The organism is Nocardia sp. NPDC058058, from assembly GCF_042885355.1.
In the GTDB taxonomy this organism is placed as follows: domain Bacteria; phylum Actinomycetota; class Actinomycetes; order Mycobacteriales; family Mycobacteriaceae; genus Nocardia.
Map to the genome: position 1 here is coordinate 1 of NZ_JBHVSA010000003.1, position 24,234 is coordinate 24,234.

The following is a 24,234-nucleotide window of genomic DNA, read 5'->3' on the forward strand; positions in this document are numbered from 1 at the left end:
GTTTCCGAGGCCACCGCGACCGGTATCGACATCTTCCGCATCTTCGACGCGCTCAACAATGTCGACCAGATGCGCCCGGCCATCGACGCGGTGTGTGAAACCGGCACCGCCGTAGCCGAAGTCGCGCTCAGCTACACCGGGGATCTGTCCAACCCGAACGAAGACCTCTACACCCTGGACTACTATCTCGAGCTCGCCGAGCAGATCGTGCACGCCGGTGCCCATGTGCTGGCCATCAAGGATATGGCCGGACTGTTGCGTCCCCCGGCCGCGCACACCCTGGTTTCCGCACTGCGCCGCGAATTCGATCTCCCGGTACACGTGCACACCCATGACACCCCCGGCGGGCAGCTCGCCACCTACCTGGCCGCCTGGCAGGCCGGTGCCGACGCCGTCGACGGTGCGAGCGCACCCATGGCGGGCACCACCAGCCAGCCCGCGCTGTCGGCAATCGTTGCCGCAGCGGCACATTCGCCGCACGACACCGGCTTGAGCCTGCGCAATGTCTGCGATCTGGAGCCGTACTGGGAAGCGCTGCGAAAGGTGTACGGGCCCTTCGAATCCGGGCTGCCCGGCCCGACGGGTCGCGTCTACCACCACGAGATCCCGGGCGGCCAGCTCTCGAATCTGCGCCAGCAGGCCATAGCTCTGGGCTTGGGCGATCAGTTCGAAGAAGTCGAAGCGAAATATGCTGCGGCGGATCGGCTCCTGGGCCGCCTGGTCAAGGTCACACCCTCGTCGAAGGTGGTTGGCGATCTGGCCCTCGCCTTGGTCGGCAAGGGCGTGGACATCGACGAATTCGCCGCCGACCCAGCTCGATTCGACGTTCCCGACTCGGTGATCGGCTTCCTGCGCGGCGAACTCGGCACCCCCGCCGGCGGCTGGCCCGAACCCTTCCGCACCCGCGCCCTGGCCGGTCGCGGTCCCGACAAACCCGAAGCCACCCTCACCGCCGAGGACGAGGCCGCCCTCCTCGGCGACTCCGCCACCCGCCGAAACACGCTGAACCGCTTGCTGTTCCCCGGCCCCACCGCCGAATTCCAGGCGCACCGTGACAAATACGGCGACCTATCCCGCCTGTCCGCGAACCAGTTCTTCTACGGTCTGCGCCACGACGAGGAACACCGCGTCCAACTCGACAAGGGCGTCACCCTCCTGATCGGCCTGGAAGCCATTTCCGAGCCGGATGAGCGCGGCATGCGCACCGTCGTCTGTCTGCTCAACGGCCAACTCCGCCAGGTCGTTGTCCGCGATCGCGGCATTGCCGACCACACCCCACTCGCGGAGAAGGCGAACCCGGCCGATCCCACCCACCTCGCGGCCCCATTCTCCGGTGTCGTCACTGTTGCCGCCGCACTCGGCGACCAGGTGGACGCGGGGGACACCATCGCCACCATCGAAGCCATGAAGATGGAAGCCGCGATCACCGCCCCCCGCGCCGGAACCATCGACCGCATCGCCATCGGCACGATCCAACAGGTCGACGGAGGTGACCTCTTGCTGGTCATCACCTAGCCGGGCGCGTCCCCGAGGCCCGCACTGCCGCACCCGTCCACGAGGGGGACGGGTGCGGCACCGTGCCTACGGTCCGGCCAAGTCGAGCAGTTGTGCGCCGATGGCGATCAGCGCGGGTTCCAGGCGATGGCGCGGCCAGCCGTGCGGGGTGAGGCCCGCGTCATTGATCATGGTCAGGGTTGCCTGGACTCGGATGCGGGTGCTGATCGCATCCCAGTCGGGGTGCACCTGGTGCACCAGGTGCACCCATTCGCTGATGTAGGTGTGTTGTGCGGCTCTGGTGCGGTGGCGGTCGGCGTCGAGAAGGTGGGCGGTTTCGGAGATCAGGACCTGCATCAAACGCGGATTATCCTGTGCGACAGCGCAATAACCGGCGAGCAGGCCGGTCAAGCCGGTGCGGGGGTCGCCGGTGCTCGCGAACGTGCGATACATGTCGATGCGGAGCCATTCATCGCCTCGGATGATGGCGGCGGCGAGGATTTCGGCCTTGGAGTCGAAGTGGTTGTAGACGCTGGAGCCGGTGATGCCGATGGCCGCGCCGATATCGTCCATGCTGACCGCGGTGAAGCCCTTCATGGCGAACAGGGGGACCGCGTGGGTCAGGATCAACTCGCGCCGGGACTGCATCACTAATCGGGGAGTGTCGGTCACGGGTTCGGAATCGCCTGCGGCAGCTGGTATCTCGGCCTCGAAGGTGATCGTGATGAGCTGAGCCAGCAGCGCGATGAATTCCGGCTCGGGCAGGGTCAGACTGTGGAACGAGATGCTGTTGGCCACCGCTATCGCGCACCAGGCGAGCAGGTTACTGTCGGCTTGGCCGAGGCTCGGACGCCGGATGCGGATCAATTCGGCCATGGTGGCGGCGATTCCGCGTGCGGTGGCCCGGAACGCCGCCGCGTCCTCGGGACGCAGGTTGCGCGCCTCCCGGCGCAGCAGCACACCCACGCCGCGATGGGCGAGCATCATGGCGGCGAGTTCGGTCGCGGCGTCGCGGGTCGGATCGGCGGCGCAGGCCCGCACCACGGTCGCGAACCGGGTGAGTTCATCGTCGATGACGACCGCGAGCAGATCCTGTTTGCCGCGGAAGTGGCGATACAGCGCGGACGGGCCGATCGCGACCGCGCTCGCCACATCGCCCATGCCGATATCCGCGAAGCCGCGCTGCGTGAACAGGTCGTTGGCCGCGTCGATGATCAACTGCCGCCGATTCGACGGCCGGGTGCCACGGGCCGGACGGAGCAGTTCCGACTCGGTCGTCATCAATATCCTTTCGTGGCCGACCTCGTATGCTACCGATTCGCCGCACCCATCGCGGACTCAGGACACGCTGGTGTCCGTGCTATCCCAATAGGGTTTGCGCAGTTCGCGTTTGAGGATCTTGCCCGCGCCGGACATGGGCAGCGCGTCGACGAACTCGGCGCTGCGCGGCACCTTGTACCCGGCGATCAGCGCCTTGCAATGCTCGCGCAGTTCCTCCTCGGTGACGGTGCGACCGGGTGCCGGCACCACGACCGCGTGCACGCGTTCACCCCAGCGCGGGTCGGGCACCCCGATCACCGCGGCGGCCGCCACCGCGGGGTGCTCGAGCAATGCGTTCTCCACCTCCGCGGAGTACACGTTCTCCCCGCCGGTGATCACCATGTCCTTGATGCGATCGACGATGAACACGTAGCCGCGGCTGTCCATGTACCCGCCGTCACCGGTGTGCATCCACCCCGCGCGCACCGCGGCCGCGGTGTCCTGCGGGCGATCCCAGTAACCGAGCATGACATTGTCCCCGCGCACCACCACCTCGCCGACGGTTCCGCGCGGCACCTCGTTGTCATCGGGATCCACGATGCGGATCTCACAGTGCGGGGCCGAACGGCCCGCCGCCCGCAGCAATCGGGGTTCATGGTGATCGGCGTCGCTGAGCAGCGCCGCCACCGGTGACAGCTCGGTCATACCGTATGCCTGGGTGAATCCGGCGTTCGGGAACGCGGCACGCGCGCGCTTCAGTATGGACTCCGCGATCGGTGAAGCGCCGTACAGGACTTGGCGTACTCCGCTGACGTCGTACTCGTCGATGCGCGGGTCGTCGATGAGCATCTGCACCATGGTAGGAACCAGTAGCATGTCGGTAATGCGATGCACCGCAATGGCTTCGAGTACAGCGGCCGGGGTGAACGCGGGCACGAATGTATGAATCGCCGCACCCGCGTTGCCCAGCGACCAGTGACAGATGGCGGCCAGGTGGAACATCGGCGCCGAATGCAGCAGCCGTCCGCCGCCCGAGAGCGCGTCACCGCCGGCGAGCACACCCAGGGTCGAGGTCATCAGATTGTCATGGCTGAGCATGACCCCCTTGGGATGTCCGGTGGTGCCGCCGGTGTAGAACACCCCGAGCAGCGCGTCCCCGCCGGTGCGAGAGTCCTCGATCGGCAGGCTCTGCTCGATCAGCGTCTCGTAGTCGAGCATGCCCTCGGGATGTGCGCCGTCGCCGCAGAAGATCACCGTCTCCAGCTCCGGAAACCGCTGGCGCAGTTCGGGTATCAAGCCCGCGAACATATCGTCCACCAGCAGGGCGCGGGTATCGGATTCGCGCAGCGAGTACGCGATCTCGGTGGCGCTCCAGCGGATATTGACCGGGTTCACCACCGCCCCCAGCCACGGCACGGCCAGCAGATACTCGTGATAGCGATCGGAGTTCAAGGCCAGGATGGCAACTCGGTCACCGGGTTTCACCCCGAGCCCCGCCAGCGCACCGGCGAGCCGGGCGATGCGGTCGGCCGATTCGGCGACGGTGCGCACCCGGTCCCCGGAGATGGTCATGATCCGATCCGGATCGTGTTGCAGGCTGCGGTGCAGCGACTGTGTCACATACATTGTCGGTTCCTTGCTTGTCGCTACAGCGAGCGAGCGATGAGTTCTTTCATGACCTCGTTGGCGCCCGCGTAGATGCGCTGCACGCGCGCGTCGGCGTACATGCGGGCGATCGGATACTCGAGCATGTAGCCGTAGCCGCCGAATAGTTGCAGGCAGCGGTCCACGACCTGACCTTGGATATCGGTGCAGTACGCCTTGGCCATCGAGGCCGTCGCGCCGTCGAGCGCCCCGCGCAGGTGCAGTTCGATGCAGCTGTCCACGAATACCCGGGATACCTGGGCGAGCGTGGCGCATTCGGCGAGTTCGAAACGGGTGTTCTGCATCTCGAACAGCGGCGCGCCGAAAGCCTTGCGCTCCTTGGTGTATCGCACGGTGGCCGCGACCGCCGCCGCGGTCGCCGCGGCGGCGCACACCGCGACGATGAGGCGTTCGTGCGCGAGCTGGGTCATCAGATAGCCGAAGCCCGCGTTCTCCGCGCCGAGGCGATGTGCGACCGGAACTCGGACGTCGGTGAACGAAAGCTCGGCTGTGTCTTGGCCTTTCATGCCGAGCTTGTCGAGCAGGCGGCCCACTCGGTAACCCTCGGCGTGCGCGGTTTCCACCACGATCAGCGAGATCCCCTTCGCGCCCGCGCCCGGATCGGTCTTGCACACCACGATCACGATGTCGGCGTGCTTGCCATTGGAGATGAACGTCTTCGAGCCGTTGATCACATAGCTGTCGCCATCACGAACAGCACTGGTGCGCAACGCTTTCAGGTCCGAGCCCGCGCCAGGTTCGGTCATCGCGATCGCACCGACGATGGCGCCGCCGGCCATACCGGGCAGCCAGCGTTGCTTCTGCTCCTCGGTGCCGTACGCCAGCAGGTAGTGCGCGACCAGGCCGCTGTGCACCATATTGCCGAATCCGGAGTCCCCGAGCCCGTATTGCGCGTCGAAGACGGCGAAGTCGTGGGCCACGGTGCCGCCCCCGCCGCCGTACTCCTGCGGGATCGAGGCGCACAGCAGGCCCAATTCGCCTGCCTTGTTCCAGAATTCGCGATCGACGTACTTCTGGCTCTCGAACCGCTCCTGGTTCGGCATCAGTTCGGCCTCGAAGAATTTGGTCGCCATCTGCTTGAGCGCGGTGACCTCCTCGTCGACCCAGGGTGAGGTGTATCCGGTGATGTTCATGCCTGTCCTAACTGCTGGGTATTCACTTATCTTGCACAGCGCACATCGTCAAAGCAACATGCCGGGGCAATATCGCTGCAAAACAGATTCTTTCGGATGGGTTGCCTAGCGATGGTGACGTGGAATACATTTCTGGTCGTTCACATGTTGCGCCGGGACGGCGGTGTCGGAGAGACGCGAGCCGCACCAGTTAGAGCGCTCCAACCAGTCGGCCGGGAGGCGATCCGGGCCGCTGGCACGTTCAGAGGATGGCAATGCTCGACCCTGAAATCTCCACCGAATCCGCTCGCGCCGGCGAGCTCCGGCGGCTGCTGATCTTCCTGCTACCCGCAACGACCGCCATGTACGCCGCCTTCAACGGCGTGCAGCAGATCCTGGTGCCCGCGCAGGTAGAGGCCTTCGACCCCGGAGCCAAGGTGGGCAATCTGGCGCTGATCACCACCGTCGGCGCGCTCGCCTCGATGGTGGCGCTGCCGCTGGGCGGCGCGGTCTCGGATCGGACGCGCACCCGATTCGGGCGGCGCTCGCCCTGGATCGTGCTGATGTCGGTGCTGACGGCGGTGCTGTTGCTCGGCATGGGATTGAGCACCGGCATCGCGATGCTGGCCGTGTCCTGCGCCGCGGTGTGGTTCACCGCGAACTTCTATCAGGGGGCGTTCGCGGCGATCCTGCCCGATCGGGTGCCCGTCGCGCGCCGTGGCCTGGCCGCGTCGGTGATCGGGCTCGGCACACCCCTGGGCATCATGTTCGGGGTCAATCTGGCCAGCCGCGCCGGGCAGCAGTGGAGTTACGCGATCTTCGGGGTCATCTTCGTGGTGACCAGTGCGGTGCTGGTGCTCAGCGCCAGAGAAGAATCATCCATAGGAATCGCTGTGCCACAACGGATTCCCGGGCGCACCTCCGATACCGTGCGGGCCTTCTTCGAGGCATTCCGCAGCACCGACTTCACCCTGGCGTTCGCGAGCCGGGCGAGCCTGTCACTGGCCTACTTCACCGTGAGCGGCTACCTGTTCTATTCGATGCAGGACTACATCGGCGCGGAGCACATTCCCGGCGGCGATGTGGCGGTCGCGGTCAGCACGCTGGCCACCCTCTCGGTTCTGACCTGGTCGGTGGTGGCGACCTGCACCGGCTGGCTGGCCGACCGCCTGGACCGGCGCAAACTGTTCGTCGGCATCTCATCGGCCGGACTCGCCCTGTCGATGCTGGTACCGATCCTGAGCCCGACCTGGACCGGAATGATCGTGTACTCCTTCCTGTCCGGGGCGTTCATCGGCACCTACTTCGCGGTCGACCTCGCCGTCATGTCACTCGTGCTGCCGGACAAGGCGAATGAGGGCCGCGACTTCGGAATCCTCGCGGTCGCAACCGGTCTGCCGCAGGTGCTGTCCTCGGTGATCGCCGGGGCGCTGATCACCGTCTTCCACAGCTATATCGCCCTGTTTGCCTTCGCCGCGGTCTGCGCGTTCGCCGCCGGTTTCATCATCATGCGAATCCGCGCGATCCGCTGAGCCACCACGAAAGACAGGTCAATGCCCCACATCGACACCCCAGGCGGAGTGCGCCTGTACTACGAAACCCTCGGCGACCCGGCAGCGCCACCGCTGGTGCTGATTCAAGGTCTGGGCGGTCACCTGCTGGGCTGGCATCGGGAACTGTGCGCGGGAATCGCGGCCACCGGATTCCACGTCATTCGCTTCGACAATCGCGATGTCGGGCTGTCCCAGAAGTTCCCGGCGGGCGGATATCAGATATCGGATATGGCGGCAGATGCCGCCGGGCTGCTCGATGCGCTGGGCATCGCCTCCGCGCATATCGTCGCCCAGTCCATGGGCGGAATGATCGCGCAGGAGTTGGCGATCGGCTATCCCGGGCATGTCCGTTCCCTGGCGCTGATCTACACCGCTCCCGGCAATGCGGCATTCTTCGCGGGAGCCGATCTGATCCACGCGCGAATGGGGTTGCCGGAGGCGCGAAACCGCGCCGAGGCTGTTGAGCTCTACCTGCGCAACGAGGCTTCCTGTTCTTCGCCCGGGTACCCCGCCGATCTGAACTGGCTGCGTGAACTCGGCGGACTCATGTACGACCGGGGCTACGACCCGAGCGGAACCGCGCGGCAACTGGCCGCCCTGCTGGCGTACCCCGATCGCGCCGAATCGCTTGCGTGCCTGGATATTCCGACCACGATTCTGCACGGCGACAGTGACCAGCTGATCGATCCGGCGGCCGCCCGCGCACTGCACCGGGCGATCCCCGACTCCACCCTCACCGTTTTCGCGGGGATGGGACATGAACTGCCACGTCCGCTCTGGCGCGACATCGTGGCCCTGATCCAGGAAAACACCTGCGGCGCATAGGCGCCGGGACATCACAAACGAATCGGAGTTCAACGATGAACCGTTCCCTCATTCGCTGCCTGTTGATCACGGCCGCGCTCGCCACGCCGATCTCACTCCCCGGTGCCGTATCAGCCGAACCCGTTGTGGCGCAACCGGTATTGACTCCCGACAAGGATCCGTTCTACGCGGCACCGCCTGATCTGGGCGGGTACGCCAACGGGGCGATTCTGGGCTCACGGCCCTCGGCCGTGTACGGACTGCCGCTGCCGATCAAGGTGTGGCAGGTCCAATACAAATCGACCGATGCCGCGAACCGGCCCACCACCGGTGTCACCACCGTGATCGTGCCCGATACCCCGTGGACCGGCCCCGGCACCAGGCCGGTGGTCAGCTATCAGATGGCCGAGGACGGACTCGGCATCCAATGCGCGTCCTCCTTTGTCATGCGTGCGGGTGTGCAGGCCGGGTTGCAGAACGGCCAGGACCAGGAGACTCCACTCACAGCGCTACTCGTGCAACGCAATTGGGCCGTGGTGGTGTCGGACTACGAGGGTCCGCAGGAGCGGTTCTACGACCGAGACCAGGCCGCGCACAGCGCGCTGGACGGAATTCGCGCGGCGCTGGCCTTCGGACCCGCCGGACTCTCCCCATCCTCCCCGGTGGCCGCGTTCGGCTACTCCGGCGGCGCGTTCGCCACCGTCGCGACCATGCAGCGCCAGCCCCGCTACGCTCCGGAACTCAATTTCACCGGCTTCGCCGCCGGGGGCATCCCGGCCGATATGCTCGCCGCCTTCACCATGGACAACGGCACCGACAACAGCGGGCTGGGAGTGTTCGGCCTCGCCGCCCTCAATCGCCTGAACCCCGAAGCCGATATCCTCGCCCAATTCGACGAACCGAGCCGAGCCGCCATCGCCACCGCCGGAACCCAATGCGTGCAAACCGTGGTGAACGCGAACAAGGGCCGTCTGCTGCGTGACGCCTCCGGAAACCCCGACATCGCAAGCAATCCCGTGATTGCGGCGGCCGCCGACAAACAGAAACTCGGCGGCGAAGTACCCGGCGTGCCCATGTACGCCTGGCACAGCAGCCGCGACGACGCCCTGCCGCAACCCCCGACCGACGCTCTTATCGACCGCTACTGCGCCGCCGGGGCGACCGTCACCTATCACCGCACCGAGGTGGCCGGGCACGCTCCGGCGGCAATCGCCGAACTCCCCGCCATGTTCGACTACCTGGGCGATCGCCTGGCCGGGGTACCGGTCCAAACCGGCTGCCACAATCTGTGATTCGTTTTGTCGCGGTCAGGCCGGGGTTGCGCCGAGCTGCGCCAGAACCGCGGGAAGGGCGCGGCGCAGGGCGGCGCGGGTGTCGGTGTCGAGCTGCGCGAAGGCTGCGGATTCGGCTGTGGCGGTGAGCTGTTTGGCTTGTCGCAGTAGGTCGTGTCCGGCCGGGGTGAGCTCGAGCCGGGCGCGTTGGCCCTTGCCGCCTGCGACGGTGGCCACCGCGCCGAGTTCCTCGAGGTGGGCGGCGGTGGCGCGCATGCTCTGGGTCGTGACCCCGGAGCGGCGGGCGAGGTCGCTGTAGGAGAGGTCGCTGCGGTGGGCGAGGTGGCCAAGGGCGCTGAAGTGGCGCATGGTGATTCCGATATCGGCGAGTGCTTCGTCGAGGCGCTCCCGCAACCGGCGGCCCACGATGACCAGCAGCAACGCGGTGCCACCGGCTTCGGGGTCGGGGCGGTCCTCGGTCGGGGAGCGTAGCGACAAGATCGATCTCCGTTCCTGCTGCGTCACCGGGGACGCATCGTTGTCAGTGCACTTCAGATAACCACCCGGAGTGCACTCAGATAACCACCCGGAGGCCGATGCGCCGCGCGCCGCCCGATCGAGTCGGGCTTTCGGCATAGGTCAGCTGAACGATCGGCGATAGCTGTTCGGGCTCACGCCGGTGGTTCGCTTGAAGCGATCGCGGAAGGCGGTCGGTGACCCGAAGCCGACCTGCGCGCCGATGCGTTCGACCGAATGCGTGGTGGATTCCAGCAGGTGTTGTGCGCGTTGGATTCTGGCGTGGTGCAGCCATTGCAGCGGGGTGGTGCCGGTCTGTTCGCGGAATCTGCGGATCAGGGTTCGTGTGCTCAGGCCCGCGTGGGCCGCGATATCGGCCAGGGAGAGTTCGGCGTGCAGGTTTTCGTGTAGCCAGGCCAGCAGCGGTTCGAGGGCGGAGCCGCTCGGGGCGGGGGCGAAGTCGTGCACGATGAATTGTGCTTGTCCGCCTTCGCGTTCCAGCGGCATCACCGACAATCTGGCCGCGTCCGCCGCGACGGCTGAGCCGTAGTCGCGGCGGATCATGTGCAGGCACAGGTCCAGGCCCGCCGCCGCACCCGCGGAGGTGAGGAATTGGCCGTTGTCGACGTACAGGACATCGGGATCGACCTCGACCCGCGGGTACGCCGCGGCCAATGCCGCCGCGGCAAGCCAATGTGTGGTGGCGCGCAGGTCGTCCAGGAGCCCGGTGCTCGCCAGGGCGAACGCACCGGTGCAGATGGAGGCGATTCTGGTGCCCGCCCGGGCCGCGGCGAGCAAAGCCGCCGTGACGGCCGGGGACAGCGCGATGGCGGGTTCGGCGGTACCGGGGATGAAGATGGTGTCCGCGCTCGCGAGCCCGTCCAATCCCCATGGCGCGCGCACGGTGAACGCGCCCGCGTCGATGTCCGGCCGCTCGGCGCAGACGCGAACTCGGTACCCGGGTCGGCCGTCGGGCAGGCGCGTGCGAGTGAAGACCTCGATCGGGGTGGACAGATCGAAGGGGATCACGTGATCCACCGCGAGAACTGCGACGGTGTGCATGGCAGGAAAGTACTTGATCGCTGGATAGCGACAGGGCTGATGCCGCGACGAATGTGCCGATCCTCACTGGTCAAGGCTGGTCGGAGACTTCTTGTCACTAATCCGTTGATTCGTGTCGCTATTGCCACTGGGGGCATGGCCGGCCGCGCCATAGCGTCTGGGGCGACCCGGTACGGACCGGGGGAGTCCGATCGAGGAGAGCACCCATGCACGTTCAGATCGTCTTGTTCGACGGCTTCGACCCGCTCGACGTCATCGCCCCGTACGAAGTGCTGTACGCGGGCGGCACCGCATCGGCGGGCGCGGTGAGCGTGGAACTCGTTGCCGCCGAGGGACCGCGCGAAGTGATCAGTGGCACAGGGGGATTGGCGCTGCACGCCACGGCGGGCCTGGATCCGGACCGTGCGGGAGTGGTCCTGGTTCCGGGTGCGTCGGGCCGCGTCGGCGAGCCCGGGGAGGTGCCCGATCAGGATGTGGGAGAGGGTGAATGGCGTCAGGATGAATTCATCCCGGTGCTCTTGGGTCGCACACTCACCACGAAATTGCCCGCGCTATTGGCGGCCGCGATGGGCAACCCCGAGGTGACCGTCGCGGCCGTATGCGGTGGATCGCTGGTTCTGGCCATGGCGGGACTCCTCGAAAACCGCTATGCCACAACCCATCACCTGGGCTTGGACATGCTCGATGCCACCGGTGCGCACGCCGTCGATGCCCGCGTCGTCGACGACGGTGACCTGGTGACCGGCGCCGGCGTCACGTCCGGACTGGATCTGGGTCTCTATCTGCTCGAACGCGAAGTGGGCCCGCGTATCGCGCACGCGGTCGAGAAACTGTTCGCGCACGAGCGCCGCGGCACCGTATGGAGTCGGCGCGGTCCCGAGCCCGCCGCGCTCTGAAACCTCTCCCATCTCGACAACTGTGAGGAAATCAAGCATGTCCATCGAAGGAATCTGGGACCTGACCATCTCGACCCCGATCGGCAGGATCAAAGCGGAGGTCGACCTGCGCCGACAGGGCGAGCTACTGTCCGGAACCGCTCGGGGTGCGGGCGAACAGGTGCCGCTGCACGATCTCGCCCTCGACGGCGACCAGCTCACCTGGAAACAGGCGGTGACCAAACCCATGCGCTTGAACCTGGCCTTCGCGGTCACGATCGCGGGCGAGAACCTCAGCGGCACAGCGAAAGCCGGACGTCTTCCTGCATCGAAAGTGATCGGTCAGCGGCGTGTGCTTCCCGCATGACAAGCAGCTTGTAGTGAATCATGTTCAGGCGATGGCGGTTTCGGGGCCGAGCCGTTTCATGATCTCGGCGGCGATCTCATCCAGGGATGTCCTCGCCTCCCGGATGACGCCCGGCAGTACCAGGAAGCCGTGCGGCATATTGTCGTAATGGCGGTGCCGCGTCGGTACTCCGGCCGCGCTCAATGCCTCGGCATAGCGAATGCTGTCGGTGCGCAACGGATCGTGTTCGCAGGAGATCACCATCGCCGGCGGCAGACCGGTCAGATCCGCGCGCAGCAGGTCGATCAGTGGGTTGTCCTTCTCGGGGCCCGCGTATAGCCGCACCATCAATTCCCCTGCGCTGCGGTCGGTTCCGGGCATACCCGAGGTATCCCAATCGGTCGACGCGAGCGTGGTGTCGGTGAACGGATACACGATCGTCTGATGCAGGATGCTGTGCCGCGCACCGTCCCGGTTCGCGATCACCACCGCGGCGGCAAGGTTCGCGCCCGCGCTCTCCCCGGCGATCGCGAGCCGCCGCGGATCCAATCCCCGGGGCTGTTCCTCGGCCATCCACCGCAGCACATCCTGGCAATCCTCGAACGCGGCCGGGAACGGATGCTCGGGGGCGAGGCGGTACGACGCGCCGACCACGACGTATCCGGTGCGCGCGGCGAGTGCGCGCTGTAGGTGGTCGGTGTGGTCGAGACCGCCCTGGATGAAGCCGCCGCCGTGCAGGAACAGGATCGCCGGTGCGCCGGGCTGGGAATCAGGGCGGGCGTAGACCCGCACGGGAATCGGGCCACCGCGGCCTTTCACGGTGTCGTCCCAGGTCCGGATATCGGTGTCGACCTTGCCGACCATGAAGCCCGGGGGTTTGCCCGCGAGGCGTTCGGCCTGCGGGACCTCGACCGCCGCGGCTGGACCGGGCATCAGGCGCGTTTTGATCAGCACCCGGTAAATGCCGAAAATCGTGCGAATCGGTTGGGGGAGAGGGCGTGCCACGGGCGCTCCTTCGTCGAGTCGGTGTAGCGTGCCAGCCGACAGGCTAATTGGTCAACATAGACTAGTTTTCTGTGTCTATTATGAGGGGATGTCGACGAACAACTCCGGGGCCGGGGTATCGCTCCCGGTCCAGGAGCGCGCCTGGAACACCCGCGTCCGCATCCTCGATGCCGCCCTGTCCTGCCTGGTCGAGCTCGGCTACGCGGCGACGACGGTCGCTCAGATCCAGGCTCGCGCGGGTGTGTCCCGCGGCAGCGTGCTGCATCAATTCCCCTCCCGGGACGCGCTGCTGGTCGCCGCTGTCCAGCACGTGGCGGCGAAGGCAACGACCGAAATCGCCGCACAGCCCGAGTTCGCGCCGGGGCCCGATGCGATCGATTCGGGCGTGGAGCGACTGTGGGCGACCATGCAGGGGCCGTTGTTCGCCGCCACCACCGAACTGTGGGTCGCTGCGCGCACCTCGCCCGAATTGCAGGCGGTGCTGGAACCGCAAGAGCGCCAACTCGGCCGGGCCATTCGGGAGCCGATCGCGCGAATGTTCGGGACCGAGATCAGTTCCTCGCCGCACTTCGGCGAACTGCGCACGCTGCTGGTGTCGAGCATGCGCGGAATCTCGCTGACCTATGCCTTCGCTCCGCGCGATCCGAGCACGGAGCCGCACTTGGAAATCTGGAAGCGCTTGGCGCGCCGCTACGTTCAGTCCGGAGGGTGATGCTGTCCAGGAAGGCGACACCATGAGTGCGATCGTGCAAGCTCCGCAGAAGTCCGGAATTCGGCCGCACCCGATTGCCGGTGTCATGCTGATCGTCGCGCCGGTGCTGTGGTTCTGCCTGGAGGCGCTCGTGGCCTCGCGGTTCCGTCCGCCATATAGCTACGCGCACAACTACATCAGCGATCTCGGGGTGCCCGATCCGGGCACCTTCGAAGGGCGTGCGATGGACTCGCCGCTGGCGGGTGTCGCGAATTTCATGTTTGTCTCGCAGGGCATTCTGTTCCTGCTGGCGGCGCTGCTGCTCACGCGCGCCGTTCCGCCCAGCCCGAGTCGCCGGGCATTTCGGTTGCTCGCGATCGGTTATGCCGTCGGGTACGCGTTGATCGCCACCTTCCACGGTTCCGAGCAGGCGGCCGCGAATGGGACGGCGAAGTTTCACGTGCTCGGTGGCGCGATCGCCGCGATCTGTGGAAACGGGGCGCTGATCGTGGCGGGGTCTCACCTTCGTAAGACGCACGGGCACAGAATATTTGGTCTATTCACCGCGAGCGCGGGTGTCGTGGGGATCCTCGCGCTGGTGCTGCTGCTGATCGACCGGTCGAGCAGCTCGTTCAATCTGCTGCCGGATGGAGTCTGGGAACGCGGCGGCTGCTACCCGATCCTGATTTGGGAGTTCGTCACCGGCGCGCTGGTGCTCATGATCGCTCGACAACGGCGAGCCGGTGAGCCTCAACACAACTGACAGTCAGACTGTCACTTCTCGCTATGCTTCAGTCGAACTGAAGGGCGGAAGGGAAGCGATGCAGAAAGCGCTGCTGTCGATACATGTGCTGGCCGGGATCATCTTCGTCGGAGGGTCCGCCGTCGCGGCGAGCCTGTTCCCGCGTTATGCGCCGCTGGCGTCCACTGCCGGGGATGGGGAGCGAAATATCAATGTGGCCAAGGCATTTCACCGCATCACCGGACGTTATGCGGTACTGGCCCTGATCGTTCCCGTCGTGGGCATCATCCTGGCGTTCCTCCAGGGCCGCTCGGGCGAAATCTGGATCACGGTGGCGATGGCGCTCACCTTCTCCGCCGGTGTACTGCTCGCTGCCTTCATCCATCCCATCCAGCGCGAGGCGCTGAACAAGCCCGATGACGGGCAGCGCCTGCGCACGCTGGGCATGCTGGCGGGAATCTACAACCTGATGTGGACGGTCGTCGTGGTGCTGATGATCGTGCGACCCGGCGCGCATTGAGCGGCTGGGCTCTTCACGATCAGCGGTAGAGCGTCGGCTCGATCACCAGATCGAAGATCGGGGTATCCACCCGAACAGGTGCGAGCGCCGTCGCGTCCAGTGCCGCGGGGTCGGTGCCCGGCCCGGCGAACACGCAGTGCCCATTGGGATTGATCACCAGCGAACGGCCCACGCCACCACCGGCATCGGGAATCTGCACCCGCACCGCACCTCGCAGCTCCACCGCCGTGCCGGACGGCACCGGAACCACCTCGTGCACCCACGGCGCGATGAACGGATGGGCGATGATCGCGGTCGCACCCGGAGTGTTCTCCACCGCGACCTGCGGCACCTGAATCGGTGAGAAGCCCGGGGTCAGTAGCTCACCCGGCGTGTATCCCTGGCCGTTGGCCACCTGGGAGTAGTCGGGCTGAAAGGTGTCCGCGGCGGCATTGCCCGCCGCGAGCACCAGTGTTGCCGTGCCGAGCCCAACGATCCCACCGGCGATGATTGCTCGTCTCATGGTCCCGATTCTGCGGAACCGCCCGCCGCCGGCACAGACTTGGACTCGAGACGATTTATCCTCTCGAGAACGGGCGGATCCGAGGCGCGCTACGCCAGTCGGGTCGGGAGCGGGGCGAGGGTGTAGTTCTGCCAGATGTAGTTGTCCATCTGGTGTTGATCGCCCGAGAGGTTCACGACGCGATCGACCTTGCCGTCGGAGTTGAAGTGCCACACCAGCGCCCAGATGGTGTCGACCGCGCCCTCACCCGCCGTGGAATACCCGCGGTGGATGTCGACGACGTATTCGTCATTGGCTTCGAGGAAGAAGGTCTCGGCTTTCATTCCGGCCGTTGACAATTCGTTGAAGAAGGCGACGACCTCGTCGATGCCGTGTTTGGTGCCCGAGAGCGCGTGGTGGCCGGGGATGGTCCAGGCGATGTCATCGGTCAGTACCGCGCGCATGCCGTCCAGGTCGTATTCGGCGTAGGCGGCGAAGAAGGCGGAGATGGCGGCGATCTTCGGATCTTGTTCGGTCACAACGTATCTCGATCTATTCAGTGCGCCATGGCGCGGAATTCGGTGTGCAGTGCGTCCTGGAGCCGCTCGAAGGTCTCATCGACCGATTCGGGGAGGCCGAAGCCGCCCGCGGATTCCAGGGTGACCATGCCGTGGCAGAGGGTGCGCACCATGCGCACGGCGTGGACGAGGTTGGCGTCGGACAGGTGGTAGCCGCGCAGCGCCGAGGTGAGGACTTGGTAAGCGCGAGTGGCGGTTTGGATGTAGGCATCGTCGCCGGTGGCGGGTGCGACGATGCCCGCGGTGTAGCGGCCGGGGTGAGTGCGCGCGTAGTCGCGGTAGGCGGTGCAGATCGCGCGCAGGGCGTCACGGCCGGACAGGCCCGCGGTGGCATCGGCCAGTACGGTGGCCAATTCGCCGACCGACAGGACCGCGAGGTCACGTTTCACGGCCTCGAGATTGTCGATGTGTTTGTACAGCCCCGGTAGGGAAACGCCGCAGCGCTGGGCCACCGCCGCCAAGGTGAGCCGTTCCAGGCCCACCTCGTCCGCGACGAGCGCGGCTTCGGCGATGATTCGGTCGGGGGTGAGACCGGCGCGCGGCATGGGGCTACCGGTCCTTCCGGCTCAGGGCCACACCGGTACCGGTGATGAAAACGAGCAGCAGGGGTCCGGACACGTAGGCAAGAGTAGCCAGCGGCTGAATCAGGAACAGATACCCGATCCCCGAAGCCACGATGGTCACCGCCATCGCGATCGCGATCCAGTTGAGCCAGCGCGGCAACAGCCCGCTGCGCACCGCCGCGACCCCGAGCCCGGCCAGCAGGAACATCTTCACCCCGTCGAACCGGCTCACCAGCTCGAACAGCAGATGCGCGGAATCCGGCGATCCGGTACCGGCCAGTGCCATGCCGAGCAGGAACTGCGTGAACGAAATCACCGCCGCCGCAATGCCGCTCACCGCGGCGAGCCGAGCGATCAACGGGGAGTGCGCGGCCCGCGCCAGTGCGAGCGACACCACTGCCAATCCGATCGCGGGCAGTCCTTCGGTCAGTAGGAATTGTGCGCTGAAAGCGGTGGTGTGACCGGACAACTCGCGGATGATCTCGCTGCCCGAGTCGGCGAACACCGGCGCGGGGGCGCCGACGCAGAGTCCGGCGATCCAGGAGGCGGAGTAGGCGATGCCGATGACGGCCGGAAGGTGGGTCAGGACGTGGCGGGGATGGGTGACGGTGGCGGTCATGGTGGGCAACTCCCGTGTGGTTAATGCGACTAACTAGAAGTTAATACACTTAACTTCAACGCGCAAGGGTCCGGCCGGGATGGATGCGTGTGGCCGGTGCAACCGCGCCGTAAGCGAGGTACCAGAGCGGTGCAAGGGGCATCGAAAAGGCTTGATCCATGAGCGAATTCGATGTTGTGATCGTGGGCGCGGGGCCGGTCGGACTACTCCTGGCCTGTGAGCTGGGGCTGGCGGGATGCTCGGTGCTGGTGCTCGAACGTGAGATCGCGCCGCATTCCCCTTGGCGCGCCGAACCACTCGGGAATCGGGGTCTGTTCTCCACCTCGATCGGGGCTTTCGACCGCAGGGGGCTATTGCCCGCGTTACGCAAGGTGTCGGGCCTGCCCGGCGGAGTCGATCGCGACGAGCCCGCACGGGTGCGGTTCGCGGGTCACTTCGCGGGCATCGGGATCGATCCGGCGAATATCGACTTCGATGCCCTGTCGTTCCGATTGCCCAGCCCCACACCGGATTCCATGATGACCAGCCTGGATGCCATCGAGACGGTGCTGTCCGAGCGGGCGAGCGAACTCGGCGTTCAGGTTCGCTATGGCGTCGCGGTTTCGGGCATTGCCCAGGACAGCCGGGGCGTGAGCGTGCACGGTGGGGATCGCGAGTTCCGGGCACGCTGGGTGGTCGGGTGCGACGGCGGGCGCAGTACGGTCCGCAAGCTCGGCGAATTCGAATTCGTCGGTACCGAACCACAATTCACCGGCTACAGTCTGCTCGCCTCGCTCGTCGAACCGCATGAGCTGAGATTCGGGTTCACGTTGACTCCGACGGGGATGTATCTGCTGCGGCCGGGTGGGCTCATCAGCATGATGGACTTCGATGGTGGCGCATTCGACCGCGCTCAACAACCGACAGTGGACCAGCTGACCACGGTGCTGCGTCGGGTATCGGGCACCGAGGTGACCGTGAATGAGGTTCGCCACGCCTCGACGTTCACCGATCGGGCGATGCAGGCGAGCACCTACCGGCGCGGGCGGATCCTGCTCGCGGGCGACGCCGCCCACATCCATTCGCCGCTGGGCGGGCAGGGCCTCAACACCGGTTTGGGTGATGCGATGAATTTGGGCTGGAAGCTCGCGGCGACCGTGCACGGTGACGCGCCCGACGGACTCCTCGACACCTATACGGCCGAACGCCATCCCATCGGCGCGCATGTGCTCGACTGGTCACGCGCGCAGGTGACGGCCATGCGCCCGGACCCTTCCAGCCAAGCGATCCAAGCGGTGATCCGGGACTTCATCGCGACCCGCGACGGATCGACCTATGTTTTCGAGACAATCACGGGGCTGGCGACACGCTACGACCTCGGCGGCGCGCACCCGCTGATCGGGCGCAACGCCCCCGACTTCCGCCTCGACGACGGCAGCCGCCTAGCGGATCTGATGTACGACGGTCTCGGCGTCGCACTGGATTTCAGCGACGATCACCGCCTGCGAGGTTCTGCCGCGCACTGGCACAACAGGATTCGATACACGGCCGGTCCGGTGCACGACGACCTCGGTCTGGCTGCCGTGCTCATTCGCCCCGACGGCATTGTCGCGTGGGCCTGTGACGATGACATCGACCCGACCGCGTTCGAGCACGCGGCCACGCGCTGGTTCGGCAGCGTGGATTAGCCCCTACCTGAATCATCGACCGTGCCAACACAAGTAGTGCGCGTACCGGTCCGGAGGGGGTTCAGCCTGGCAGGAATGACAGGCGGACCTGCCGGACCGGGTTGTCGATATTGAGGTCGACGAGCGCAACCGATTGCCATGTGCCCAAGGCCATTTCGCCACCCAGCACCGGAATGCTCGCGAACGGGGCGATGAGTGCGGGCATGACGTGCGAACGGCCGTGCCCGGGGGAGCCGTGGGCGTGGCGCCAGCGGTCATCGGCGGGCAGCAGATCGCGCAGGGCCGCGAGCAGATCGTGGTCGCTGCCCGCGCCGAGTTCGATCAGCGCGATGCCGGCGGTGGCGTGCGGCACGAACACGTGCAGCAATCCATCGCGGGTGGCGGCCGCTTCCCGCAGAAAGGCCGCGCACTGCGGGGTGAGGTCGTGCACGACTTCGGCCCGGCCGGTCTTCACATCGATCAGGGTGCTCTGCATGAGTTCGATTGTCCTACCGCCCATCCCCGCGCGTCGCGCACACCGCGCCCGATTGTCGGCCGGGGGCCGAACATGGCGGCTGCCTTCGGCCGCTCCGGGAAGGAGCGGCCGTCCTTCTCGAATATCGAGAAGCGTGCTGAGGCCGCTATGCGACGGCGGTGCCGTCGAGCTCGACGAGCTGGCCGGGGATCGCCAGGCGGGTCACTCCCAGCATGGTCGTGGTGGGCGCGACGCCTGCGGCTCCGAGCCGTCCGGCGAGTATGCCGTAGTGGGGGAACAGTGCGTCCACGTTGGTGGTGTAGACGTTCAGACGAACCAGGTTCGCCAGCGACATACCGGCTTCGCTGAGCACGGCCTCGAGGTTGTCCGCGGCCAGCGCGAGCTGTGCCGCGATATCTCTCTCGTGCTCGGGGCGACCGTCCTTGCTCATCGCGGTCTGCCCCGAGATGTACAGGGTCCGCGATTCTCCGGATACGATCTCGCCCTGGTTGAAGCCCATCTCCTGCGACCAGGTCACCGGGTTGACTGCGATGCGTTCCATTGCCACTCCAATCGTTGCCACTGCGAGCGCCCGGGCCCGATGGCCACCGTCGTCGACGCTCGAGACAAGAGATTTCCAGCAATACCTGACATCCTGTGTCAGGTATTTCCGAGAGAATGGAAGTCATGCGCGCCGATCGGTTGGTCTCGCTGGTATTGCTGCTGCGCCAGCGCGGACGGATGACCGCGGACCAACTGGCCACCGAGCTGGAAGTGTCCGTTCGCACCGTGCTGCGCGATATCGAGGCGCTGTCCACGGCGGGCGTGCCGGTCTACGCCGATCGTGGTCGGCACGGCGGCTTCTCGCTGCTCCCGGGCTTCCGCACCGAACTGACCGGCCTCAACCACCACGAAGCCCTCGCCCTGCTCACCGCCGGATCGGGACGCGGCGAGAAGGCCTTCGGACTCAGCTCGGCGCTCGCCTCGGCGATGCGCAAGGTGGTCGACGCGCTACCCGAAGGCCACCGCGCCACCCTGGACGACGCCGCCAAGCGCTTCCTGGTCGAGCCGGAGACCGACCTGCTCTCGCGGCGACCGGACCGAGAGGATGTGGCGAGCGGGGTGATGGACGAAGTCCGTCGCGCAGTACTCGCCGGACGCAAACTCCGGTTCCACTACGCCGCCCCCGACAAGGTAACTCGTTGGCACACAGTCGATCCGCTCGGACTCGTCACCGTCCGAGACCGCACCTACCTACTCGCCACGAAGTCCGGGGAAGACCGCACATACCGCCTATCGCGAATATTGGTCGCCGAAGAGCTTCCCGACCAAGCCGACCGCCCCGCACAGGTGGACCTCGACCGAATCTGGGCCGAACGCACCGCACTCTTCCTCTCCGACAACCACATCCCCGTCCTGGTCCGAGTCAAATCCACCCGCCGCGAAGAACTCCTCAACACCGCCCGAGGCGTCCGCACCGAGCACCCCGAACCCGACGGCTGGGTCCGCCTCGAAGTGACATTCGAGGACCTGCGCCACGCCATCTGGGCAATCTGGCAACTCGACACCGCCGCAGAAGTACTGACCCCCAACGAACTCCGCACCGCCCTCCACAACCGCGCCGAAGCAATCGCCGCCCGCTACAGACCCGAATCACTCACTGAGCCAACTCAGGTCGTCCCCGGCTAGTACGCCTGGCCCGACATGTTAGGCCTGCGCGAGGTCACGTTCGACGAGAGAGCGGATATACGCGGCTTTCGACAGTCCGAGACTCACGGCCCGGGCAACGACTCGCCGATCCAAGTCGTCGGACATTTTCACGGAGCGCGGCTTCAACGCGGGATCGGCGTCCTGCCCCAATTCGACAGGCAACTCAACCTCGGTGTCAGTGAACTTCAAGCGATCCATCAGTTCGTTCACTTCGTCCCGGGTAGTGGGGTCGAGTGGACCAGTCATCGGTGTTCTCCCGTGGGCTGATGTTGATCCCAGCTATACCGAGCAGTTGGCCAATGCGGAATGCCAGTGAAAGCCGCGCTCAGAATCCTAAGGGAACTACCGGGAACTACCCAGGAGTTGTTGCATTTCAGGCGATGGATGCTTTGGCTGGCGCGTGATACCGACTCTGTGAGTGTCGGTGAGCGTTGCCTTGGTGCGGCGTCATACGCTGCGCTGATGACCGAGGATTCCGGGGTGCCAGGGCATATCGAGGTCGGGTATTCGCATCTGTTCGCTGGGTTGGAGTTGCGGCCGGATCGTGTTGCTGCCGAGTATGAGGTCGAGTTCGTGGATGGGGCGGTGACGCGGGCCGAGATGGTTGAGGGTGCGGGTGGGGATGCGGCGTTGCGGGTTGAGGCGTATCGCACGGCTGCGGGCACCGATATCGCGGAACGGGTGTGGGCGTTGCGGGATAGTGCGGTAGGGGGATTCAAACTTGGGCGGGCGCTGTGACGGGTGTGCGGAGCGCCAGGGCTTGGGATAGGTAGGGGGCGGTTCGGCTTTGGGGGGTGTGGGCGACGGTGGTGGGGGTGCCTTGGGCTACTACTCTGCCGCCGGAGTTGCCGCCGCCGGGGCCGAGGTCGATTATGTGGTCGGATTGGGCGGCTACGGTCATGTCGTGTTCGGCGATTATGACGGTTGCGCCGCTGTCGACGAGGGAATGTAGTTGGTGGACAAGGACTTCGGTGTCGGCGGGGTGTAGGCCGGTGGTGGGTTCGTCGAGGAGGTAGAGGGTGGCGGCGCGTTTGGTGCGTTGGAGTTCGGAGGCGAGTTTTACGCGTTGGGCTTCGCCGCCGGAGAGTTCGGTGGCGGGTTGGCCCAGGCGGAGGTAGCCGAGACCCACCTGTTGCAGGGTGGTCAGGGCGCGGTGGGCGGCGGGGGTGTCGGAGAGGAAGTCGGTGGCTTCGTCGACGGTGAGGTCGAGTACCTGGGCGATGTTGTGGTCGCGGTAGGTGATTTCCAGGGTTTCGGGGTTGTAGCGGGCACCGTGGCAGGTGGGGCAGGGGGTGTAGGTGCTTGGCAGGAAAAGCAATTCGACGGTGACGTAGCCCTCGCCCTGGCAGGTTTCGCAGCGGCCGCCCGCGACATTGAAGGAGAATCGGCCCGCCGTGTAGTGCCGCTGTTTGGCTTCGGGGGTGGCGGCGAAGAGTTTTCGGACCGTGTCGAACAGACCGGTGTAGGTGGCCAGGTTCGAGCGGGGTGTGCGGCCGATCGGCTGCTGATCGACCGCTACGACTCGGTCGATCTCCGGGTCCGAGCTTGCCTGCCTCGAAATCGCATGCAGCAGTGTCGATTTACCAGATCCGGAGACGCCGGTGACAACGGTGAGCACGCCCAGTGGCAGCTCGATATCCAGCGATTGCAGATTGTGTTCGGTCAGGTTACTCAGTTTCAGAGCTCCTGAAGACTTGCGCGGGACGCGCTGTGGCTCAGCGGAATCCGCGAACAGGTACCGGCGGGTGGCAGACTCCGGGACCTCTGCGAGCGCTTCGAGCGGTCCGCTGTACAGCACGTGCCCGCCCGCGGTTCCCGCGCCCGGACCCACATCGACGATCCAATCCGCCTGGCGCACCACATCCATATCGTGTTCGACCAGGAAGACGCTGTTGCCGGAGTCGCGCAGCCGCATCAGCACCGAGGTCAGTGCCGCGGTATCGGCGGGATGCAGCCCTGCCGAGGGCTCGTCCAGCACGTAGACCACTCCGAAAAGCCCTGAACGCAACTGGGTTCCGAGCCGCAACCGCTGGAGTTCGCCACCGGACAGGGTCGGGCTCTCCCGTGACATGCTCAGATAGCCGAGTCCGAGTTCGACCGGCACGTCGATCCGGGCGATCAGATCGCGGCTCAGGACGGCCGCAGCGTCGTCGCCCGAGGCGTGCGGCCGCAGCACCTCCGCGAGTTCGGCCAGTGGCAGACTCGCCAACTCGGTGATGGTTCGACCGGCGAACGTCACCGCCAGCGCTTCGGGCCGCAGCCGCTCGCCGTGGCAGAGCGGACAGGTGCGCGTGGTCAGGAACTGCGCGGCGCTCTTGCGTCGAGCCTCGCTCTTGGATTCGGAGAAAGCGCGCAGCACAAGGTCTTTCGCGCTGGTGTAGATCCCTTCGTAGGATCGCTGGATGCGCCCGGCCTCGCGCTGCGGTCGCACCGTCACCACCGGGCGTTCCTCGGTGAACAGGATCCACTGCCGCGTCTCGCCGGGCAGATCGCGCCACGGGATGTCGATGTCGTACCCGAGCGTCGCGAGGATGTCCCGCAGGTTCTTTCCGTGCCAAGCCCCCGGCCAGGACGCGATCGCGCCGTCGCGAATGCTCAGTCCGGGGTCCGGCACCATCGACTTCTCGGTCGCCTCGTACAGGGTGCCCATACCGTGGCACTGCGGGCACGCCCCCTCAACGGTGTTGGGCGAGAACGCATTCGAATCCAAGTGCGCCGCACCTTCGGGATACCGCCCCGCCCGGGACAGCAGCATGCGCAGATAATTCGACATGGCCGTGACGGTGCCCACGCTCGACCGTGACGACGGCACCGCCCGCCGCTGTCCCAGCGCCACCGCGGGCGGCAGGCCGGTGACCTCGTCGACATCGGGTGTTTCGACCTGTTGCAGCAGTCGCCTCGCATAGGGGGCGACGGATTCGAGATAGCGGCGCTGCGAATCGGCGTACAACGTCCCGAACGCGAGCGACGATTTACCCGACCCGGAGACGCCGGTGAACGCGACCAGCGCGTCACGCGGCAGCATGACATCGACCCCGCGCAGATTGTGCACGCGCGCACCGCGTACCCGGACATACGGATCGACCTCGGGCGACCTCATGGCAGCAAACGCTACCGAGCCCTCCGTGAGCGTGCTCGCGGCGCTCCGGGTCGAGTGCCGGATCGATGCGGGCCGGTCCGATCGTCGCGTGCGTGTCGCATATGCGACAGAAGTCTGAAAAGTAGATGTTTATGTTCGCGCGATGC

Annotated in this window: 26 protein-coding genes; 12 read left to right on the forward strand and 14 right to left on the reverse strand. The window is 66.2% G+C overall.

Annotation, left to right across the window (positions count from 1 at the left end; translation table 11 throughout):
• On the forward strand, positions 1 to 1,515 hold a 1,515-nt coding region (locus ACFVUS_RS23545), incomplete at its 5' end, for a biotin/lipoyl-containing protein (protein ID WP_387770199.1).
• 66 nt (positions 1,516 to 1,581) lie between these two features.
• Here the strand turns inward: ACFVUS_RS23545 and ACFVUS_RS23550 are convergent.
• The 3 genes from ACFVUS_RS23550 to ACFVUS_RS23560 are packed head-to-tail and all read right to left on the reverse strand — an operon-like array spanning position 1,582 to position 5,552.
• A complete protein-coding gene (locus tag ACFVUS_RS23550) occupies positions 1,582 to 2,775 on the reverse strand; it encodes a TetR/AcrR family transcriptional regulator (RefSeq protein ID WP_387770202.1) in 1,194 nt (397 codons plus the stop codon).
• A 57-nt stretch (positions 2,776 to 2,832) separates the two neighbouring features.
• Positions 2,833 to 4,380: a long-chain fatty acid--CoA ligase gene (locus tag ACFVUS_RS23555; RefSeq protein ID WP_387770204.1), complete on the reverse strand. Its 1,548-nt coding sequence runs from the start codon at positions 4,378 to 4,380 to the stop codon at positions 2,833 to 2,835.
• A gap of 20 nt (positions 4,381 to 4,400) precedes the next feature.
• On the reverse strand, positions 4,401 to 5,552 hold the full coding sequence (locus ACFVUS_RS23560; RefSeq protein ID WP_387770207.1) for an acyl-CoA dehydrogenase family protein: 1,152 nt from the start codon (positions 5,550 to 5,552) through the stop codon (positions 4,401 to 4,403).
• Between the two features lie 254 nt (positions 5,553 to 5,806).
• Here ACFVUS_RS23560 and ACFVUS_RS23565 point away from each other — a divergent pair, with 254 nt between their 5' ends.
• From ACFVUS_RS23565 to ACFVUS_RS23575, 3 genes are read left to right on the forward strand one after another with little or no spacing between them, the layout of a single operon-like run.
• A complete protein-coding gene (locus ACFVUS_RS23565) occupies positions 5,807 to 7,063 on the forward strand; it encodes an MFS transporter (RefSeq protein ID WP_387770210.1) in 1,257 nt (418 codons plus the stop codon).
• A gap of 21 nt (positions 7,064 to 7,084) precedes the next feature.
• Complete coding sequence (locus ACFVUS_RS23570) at positions 7,085 to 7,909, forward strand: alpha/beta fold hydrolase (RefSeq protein WP_387770213.1); 825 nt, start codon at positions 7,085 to 7,087, stop codon at positions 7,907 to 7,909.
• A gap of 35 nt (positions 7,910 to 7,944) precedes the next feature.
• Positions 7,945 to 9,180 carry a lipase family protein gene (locus ACFVUS_RS23575; protein ID WP_387770216.1) on the forward strand — a complete coding sequence of 412 codons (1,236 nt, stop codon included), beginning with the start codon at positions 7,945 to 7,947 and terminating at the stop codon, positions 9,178 to 9,180.
• Between the two features lie 15 nt (positions 9,181 to 9,195).
• On the opposite strand, the gene ACFVUS_RS23580 is transcribed toward ACFVUS_RS23575, so the two are convergent.
• Together ACFVUS_RS23580 and ACFVUS_RS23585 are read right to left on the reverse strand one after the other, a co-directional pair.
• Positions 9,196 to 9,657 (reverse strand): MarR family winged helix-turn-helix transcriptional regulator, encoded by a 462-nt coding sequence (locus tag ACFVUS_RS23580; protein WP_387770219.1) that lies wholly within the window; start codon positions 9,655 to 9,657, stop codon positions 9,196 to 9,198.
• Positions 9,658 to 9,798: 141 nt separating this feature from the next.
• Positions 9,799 to 10,737: a GlxA family transcriptional regulator gene (locus ACFVUS_RS23585; RefSeq protein ID WP_387770222.1), complete on the reverse strand. Its 939-nt coding sequence runs from the start codon at positions 10,735 to 10,737 to the stop codon at positions 9,799 to 9,801.
• 206 nt (positions 10,738 to 10,943) lie between these two features.
• On the opposite strand from ACFVUS_RS23585, the gene ACFVUS_RS23590 reads away from it, so the two are divergent.
• On the forward strand, positions 10,944 to 11,633 hold the full coding sequence (locus tag ACFVUS_RS23590; RefSeq protein ID WP_387770225.1) for a DJ-1/PfpI family protein: 690 nt from the start codon (positions 10,944 to 10,946) through the stop codon (positions 11,631 to 11,633).
• Positions 11,634 to 11,670: 37 nt separating this feature from the next.
• The gene (locus ACFVUS_RS23595) at positions 11,671 to 11,979 is read left to right on the forward strand and encodes a hypothetical protein (protein ID WP_387770228.1); all 309 of its coding nucleotides are present in this window, start codon (positions 11,671 to 11,673) and stop codon (positions 11,977 to 11,979) included.
• Positions 11,980 to 12,003: 24 nt separating this feature from the next.
• Here the strand turns inward: ACFVUS_RS23595 and ACFVUS_RS23600 are convergent, their stop codons facing one another.
• Complete coding sequence (locus ACFVUS_RS23600) at positions 12,004 to 12,963, reverse strand: alpha/beta hydrolase (RefSeq protein ID WP_387770231.1); 960 nt, start codon at positions 12,961 to 12,963, stop codon at positions 12,004 to 12,006.
• Positions 12,964 to 13,051: 88 nt separating this feature from the next.
• On the opposite strand from ACFVUS_RS23600, the gene ACFVUS_RS23605 reads away from it, so the two are divergent.
• From ACFVUS_RS23605 to ACFVUS_RS23615, 3 genes are all read left to right on the forward strand, one after another.
• Positions 13,052 to 13,675, forward strand: coding sequence for a TetR/AcrR family transcriptional regulator (locus ACFVUS_RS23605; RefSeq protein WP_387770234.1), 624 nt, complete (start codon positions 13,052 to 13,054; stop codon positions 13,673 to 13,675).
• 85 nt (positions 13,676 to 13,760) lie between these two features.
• On the forward strand, positions 13,761 to 14,417 hold the full coding sequence (locus ACFVUS_RS23610; protein WP_387770237.1) for a DUF998 domain-containing protein: 657 nt from the start codon (positions 13,761 to 13,763) through the stop codon (positions 14,415 to 14,417).
• Between the two features lie 58 nt (positions 14,418 to 14,475).
• Positions 14,476 to 14,916, forward strand: a complete 441-nt coding sequence (locus ACFVUS_RS23615; RefSeq protein WP_387770240.1) for a hypothetical protein — start codon at positions 14,476 to 14,478, stop codon at positions 14,914 to 14,916.
• Between the two features lie 19 nt (positions 14,917 to 14,935).
• Here the strand turns inward: ACFVUS_RS23615 and ACFVUS_RS23620 are convergent, their stop codons facing one another.
• The 4 genes from ACFVUS_RS23620 to ACFVUS_RS23635 form a co-directional block, all read right to left on the reverse strand.
• Positions 14,936 to 15,418: a hypothetical protein gene (locus ACFVUS_RS23620; RefSeq protein WP_387770243.1), complete on the reverse strand. Its 483-nt coding sequence runs from the start codon at positions 15,416 to 15,418 to the stop codon at positions 14,936 to 14,938.
• Between the two features lie 89 nt (positions 15,419 to 15,507).
• Entirely contained in the window at positions 15,508 to 15,936 is a 429-nt protein-coding gene (locus ACFVUS_RS23625) for a nuclear transport factor 2 family protein (RefSeq protein WP_387770246.1), read from the reverse strand.
• 17 nt (positions 15,937 to 15,953) lie between these two features.
• On the reverse strand, positions 15,954 to 16,520 hold the full coding sequence (locus tag ACFVUS_RS23630; protein WP_387770249.1) for a TetR/AcrR family transcriptional regulator: 567 nt from the start codon (positions 16,518 to 16,520) through the stop codon (positions 15,954 to 15,956).
• Between the two features lie 4 nt (positions 16,521 to 16,524).
• On the reverse strand, positions 16,525 to 17,157 hold the full coding sequence (locus ACFVUS_RS23635) for a hypothetical protein (RefSeq protein ID WP_387770252.1): 633 nt from the start codon (positions 17,155 to 17,157) through the stop codon (positions 16,525 to 16,527).
• 158 nt (positions 17,158 to 17,315) lie between these two features.
• Between ACFVUS_RS23635 and ACFVUS_RS23640 the strand changes: the two genes are divergently transcribed.
• Positions 17,316 to 18,824 (forward strand): FAD-dependent monooxygenase, encoded by a 1,509-nt coding sequence (locus ACFVUS_RS23640; RefSeq protein ID WP_387770255.1) that lies wholly within the window; start codon positions 17,316 to 17,318, stop codon positions 18,822 to 18,824.
• Between the two features lie 61 nt (positions 18,825 to 18,885).
• Here ACFVUS_RS23640 and ACFVUS_RS23645 read toward each other — a convergent pair whose 3' ends face one another.
• Together ACFVUS_RS23645 and ACFVUS_RS23650 are read right to left on the reverse strand one after the other, a co-directional pair.
• Positions 18,886 to 19,299, reverse strand: a complete 414-nt coding sequence (locus tag ACFVUS_RS23645) for a secondary thiamine-phosphate synthase enzyme YjbQ (protein WP_387770258.1) — start codon at positions 19,297 to 19,299, stop codon at positions 18,886 to 18,888.
• A gap of 145 nt (positions 19,300 to 19,444) precedes the next feature.
• Positions 19,445 to 19,840 carry a RidA family protein gene (locus ACFVUS_RS23650; RefSeq protein WP_387770261.1) on the reverse strand — a complete coding sequence of 132 codons (396 nt, stop codon included), beginning with the start codon at positions 19,838 to 19,840 and terminating at the stop codon, positions 19,445 to 19,447.
• Positions 19,841 to 19,965: 125 nt separating this feature from the next.
• Here ACFVUS_RS23650 and ACFVUS_RS23655 point away from each other — a divergent pair, with 125 nt between their 5' ends.
• Positions 19,966 to 20,967 (forward strand): helix-turn-helix transcriptional regulator, encoded by a 1,002-nt coding sequence (locus ACFVUS_RS23655; protein WP_387770268.1) that lies wholly within the window; start codon positions 19,966 to 19,968, stop codon positions 20,965 to 20,967.
• Between the two features lie 18 nt (positions 20,968 to 20,985).
• On the opposite strand, the gene ACFVUS_RS23660 is transcribed toward ACFVUS_RS23655, so the two are convergent.
• Positions 20,986 to 21,198, reverse strand: coding sequence for a hypothetical protein (locus tag ACFVUS_RS23660; RefSeq protein ID WP_387770271.1), 213 nt, complete (start codon positions 21,196 to 21,198; stop codon positions 20,986 to 20,988).
• A 252-nt stretch (positions 21,199 to 21,450) separates the two neighbouring features.
• Here ACFVUS_RS23660 and ACFVUS_RS23665 point away from each other — a divergent pair, with 252 nt between their 5' ends.
• Positions 21,451 to 21,726, forward strand: coding sequence for a hypothetical protein (locus ACFVUS_RS23665; protein WP_387770274.1), 276 nt, complete (start codon positions 21,451 to 21,453; stop codon positions 21,724 to 21,726).
• Here the strand turns inward: ACFVUS_RS23665 and ACFVUS_RS23670 are convergent.
• Positions 21,704 to 24,088: an ATP-binding cassette domain-containing protein gene (locus tag ACFVUS_RS23670; RefSeq protein ID WP_387770277.1), complete on the reverse strand. Its 2,385-nt coding sequence runs from the start codon at positions 24,086 to 24,088 to the stop codon at positions 21,704 to 21,706. The genes ACFVUS_RS23665 and ACFVUS_RS23670 overlap by 23 nt on opposite strands.
• Positions 24,089 to 24,234 lie beyond the last annotated feature (146 nt).

Coding starts and splice junctions, on each gene's coding strand:
- ACFVUS_RS23665 (WP_387770274.1), top strand. CDS start 21,451: ATGACCGAGGATTCCGGGGTGCCAGGGCATATCGAGGTCGGGTATTCG.
- ACFVUS_RS23550 (WP_387770202.1), bottom strand. CDS start 2,775: ATGACGACCGAGTCGGAACTGCTCCGTCCGGCCCGTGGCACCCGGCCG.
- ACFVUS_RS23645 (WP_387770258.1), bottom strand. CDS start 19,299: ATGCAGAGCACCCTGATCGATGTGAAGACCGGCCGGGCCGAAGTCGTG.
- ACFVUS_RS23655 (WP_387770268.1), top strand. CDS start 19,966: ATGCGCGCCGATCGGTTGGTCTCGCTGGTATTGCTGCTGCGCCAGCGC.
- ACFVUS_RS23590 (WP_387770225.1), top strand. CDS start 10,944: ATGCACGTTCAGATCGTCTTGTTCGACGGCTTCGACCCGCTCGACGTC.
- ACFVUS_RS23640 (WP_387770255.1), top strand. CDS start 17,316: ATGAGCGAATTCGATGTTGTGATCGTGGGCGCGGGGCCGGTCGGACTA.
- ACFVUS_RS23575 (WP_387770216.1), top strand. CDS start 7,945: ATGAACCGTTCCCTCATTCGCTGCCTGTTGATCACGGCCGCGCTCGCC.
- ACFVUS_RS23615 (WP_387770240.1), top strand. CDS start 14,476: ATGCAGAAAGCGCTGCTGTCGATACATGTGCTGGCCGGGATCATCTTC.
- ACFVUS_RS23650 (WP_387770261.1), bottom strand. CDS start 19,840: ATGGAACGCATCGCAGTCAACCCGGTGACCTGGTCGCAGGAGATGGGC.
- ACFVUS_RS23570 (WP_387770213.1), top strand. CDS start 7,085: ATGCCCCACATCGACACCCCAGGCGGAGTGCGCCTGTACTACGAAACC.
- ACFVUS_RS23610 (WP_387770237.1), top strand. CDS start 13,761: ATGCTGATCGTCGCGCCGGTGCTGTGGTTCTGCCTGGAGGCGCTCGTG.
- ACFVUS_RS23630 (WP_387770249.1), bottom strand. CDS start 16,520: ATGCCGCGCGCCGGTCTCACCCCCGACCGAATCATCGCCGAAGCCGCG.
- ACFVUS_RS23595 (WP_387770228.1), top strand. CDS start 11,671: ATGTCCATCGAAGGAATCTGGGACCTGACCATCTCGACCCCGATCGGC.
- ACFVUS_RS23670 (WP_387770277.1), bottom strand. CDS start 24,088: ATGAGGTCGCCCGAGGTCGATCCGTATGTCCGGGTACGCGGTGCGCGC.
- ACFVUS_RS23635 (WP_387770252.1), bottom strand. CDS start 17,157: ATGACCGCCACCGTCACCCATCCCCGCCACGTCCTGACCCACCTTCCG.
- ACFVUS_RS23620 (WP_387770243.1), bottom strand. CDS start 15,418: ATGAGACGAGCAATCATCGCCGGTGGGATCGTTGGGCTCGGCACGGCA.
- ACFVUS_RS23565 (WP_387770210.1), top strand. CDS start 5,807: ATGCTCGACCCTGAAATCTCCACCGAATCCGCTCGCGCCGGCGAGCTC.
- ACFVUS_RS23560 (WP_387770207.1), bottom strand. CDS start 5,552: ATGAACATCACCGGATACACCTCACCCTGGGTCGACGAGGAGGTCACC.
- ACFVUS_RS23605 (WP_387770234.1), top strand. CDS start 13,052: ATGTCGACGAACAACTCCGGGGCCGGGGTATCGCTCCCGGTCCAGGAG.
- ACFVUS_RS23555 (WP_387770204.1), bottom strand. CDS start 4,380: ATGTATGTGACACAGTCGCTGCACCGCAGCCTGCAACACGATCCGGAT.
- ACFVUS_RS23585 (WP_387770222.1), bottom strand. CDS start 10,737: ATGCACACCGTCGCAGTTCTCGCGGTGGATCACGTGATCCCCTTCGAT.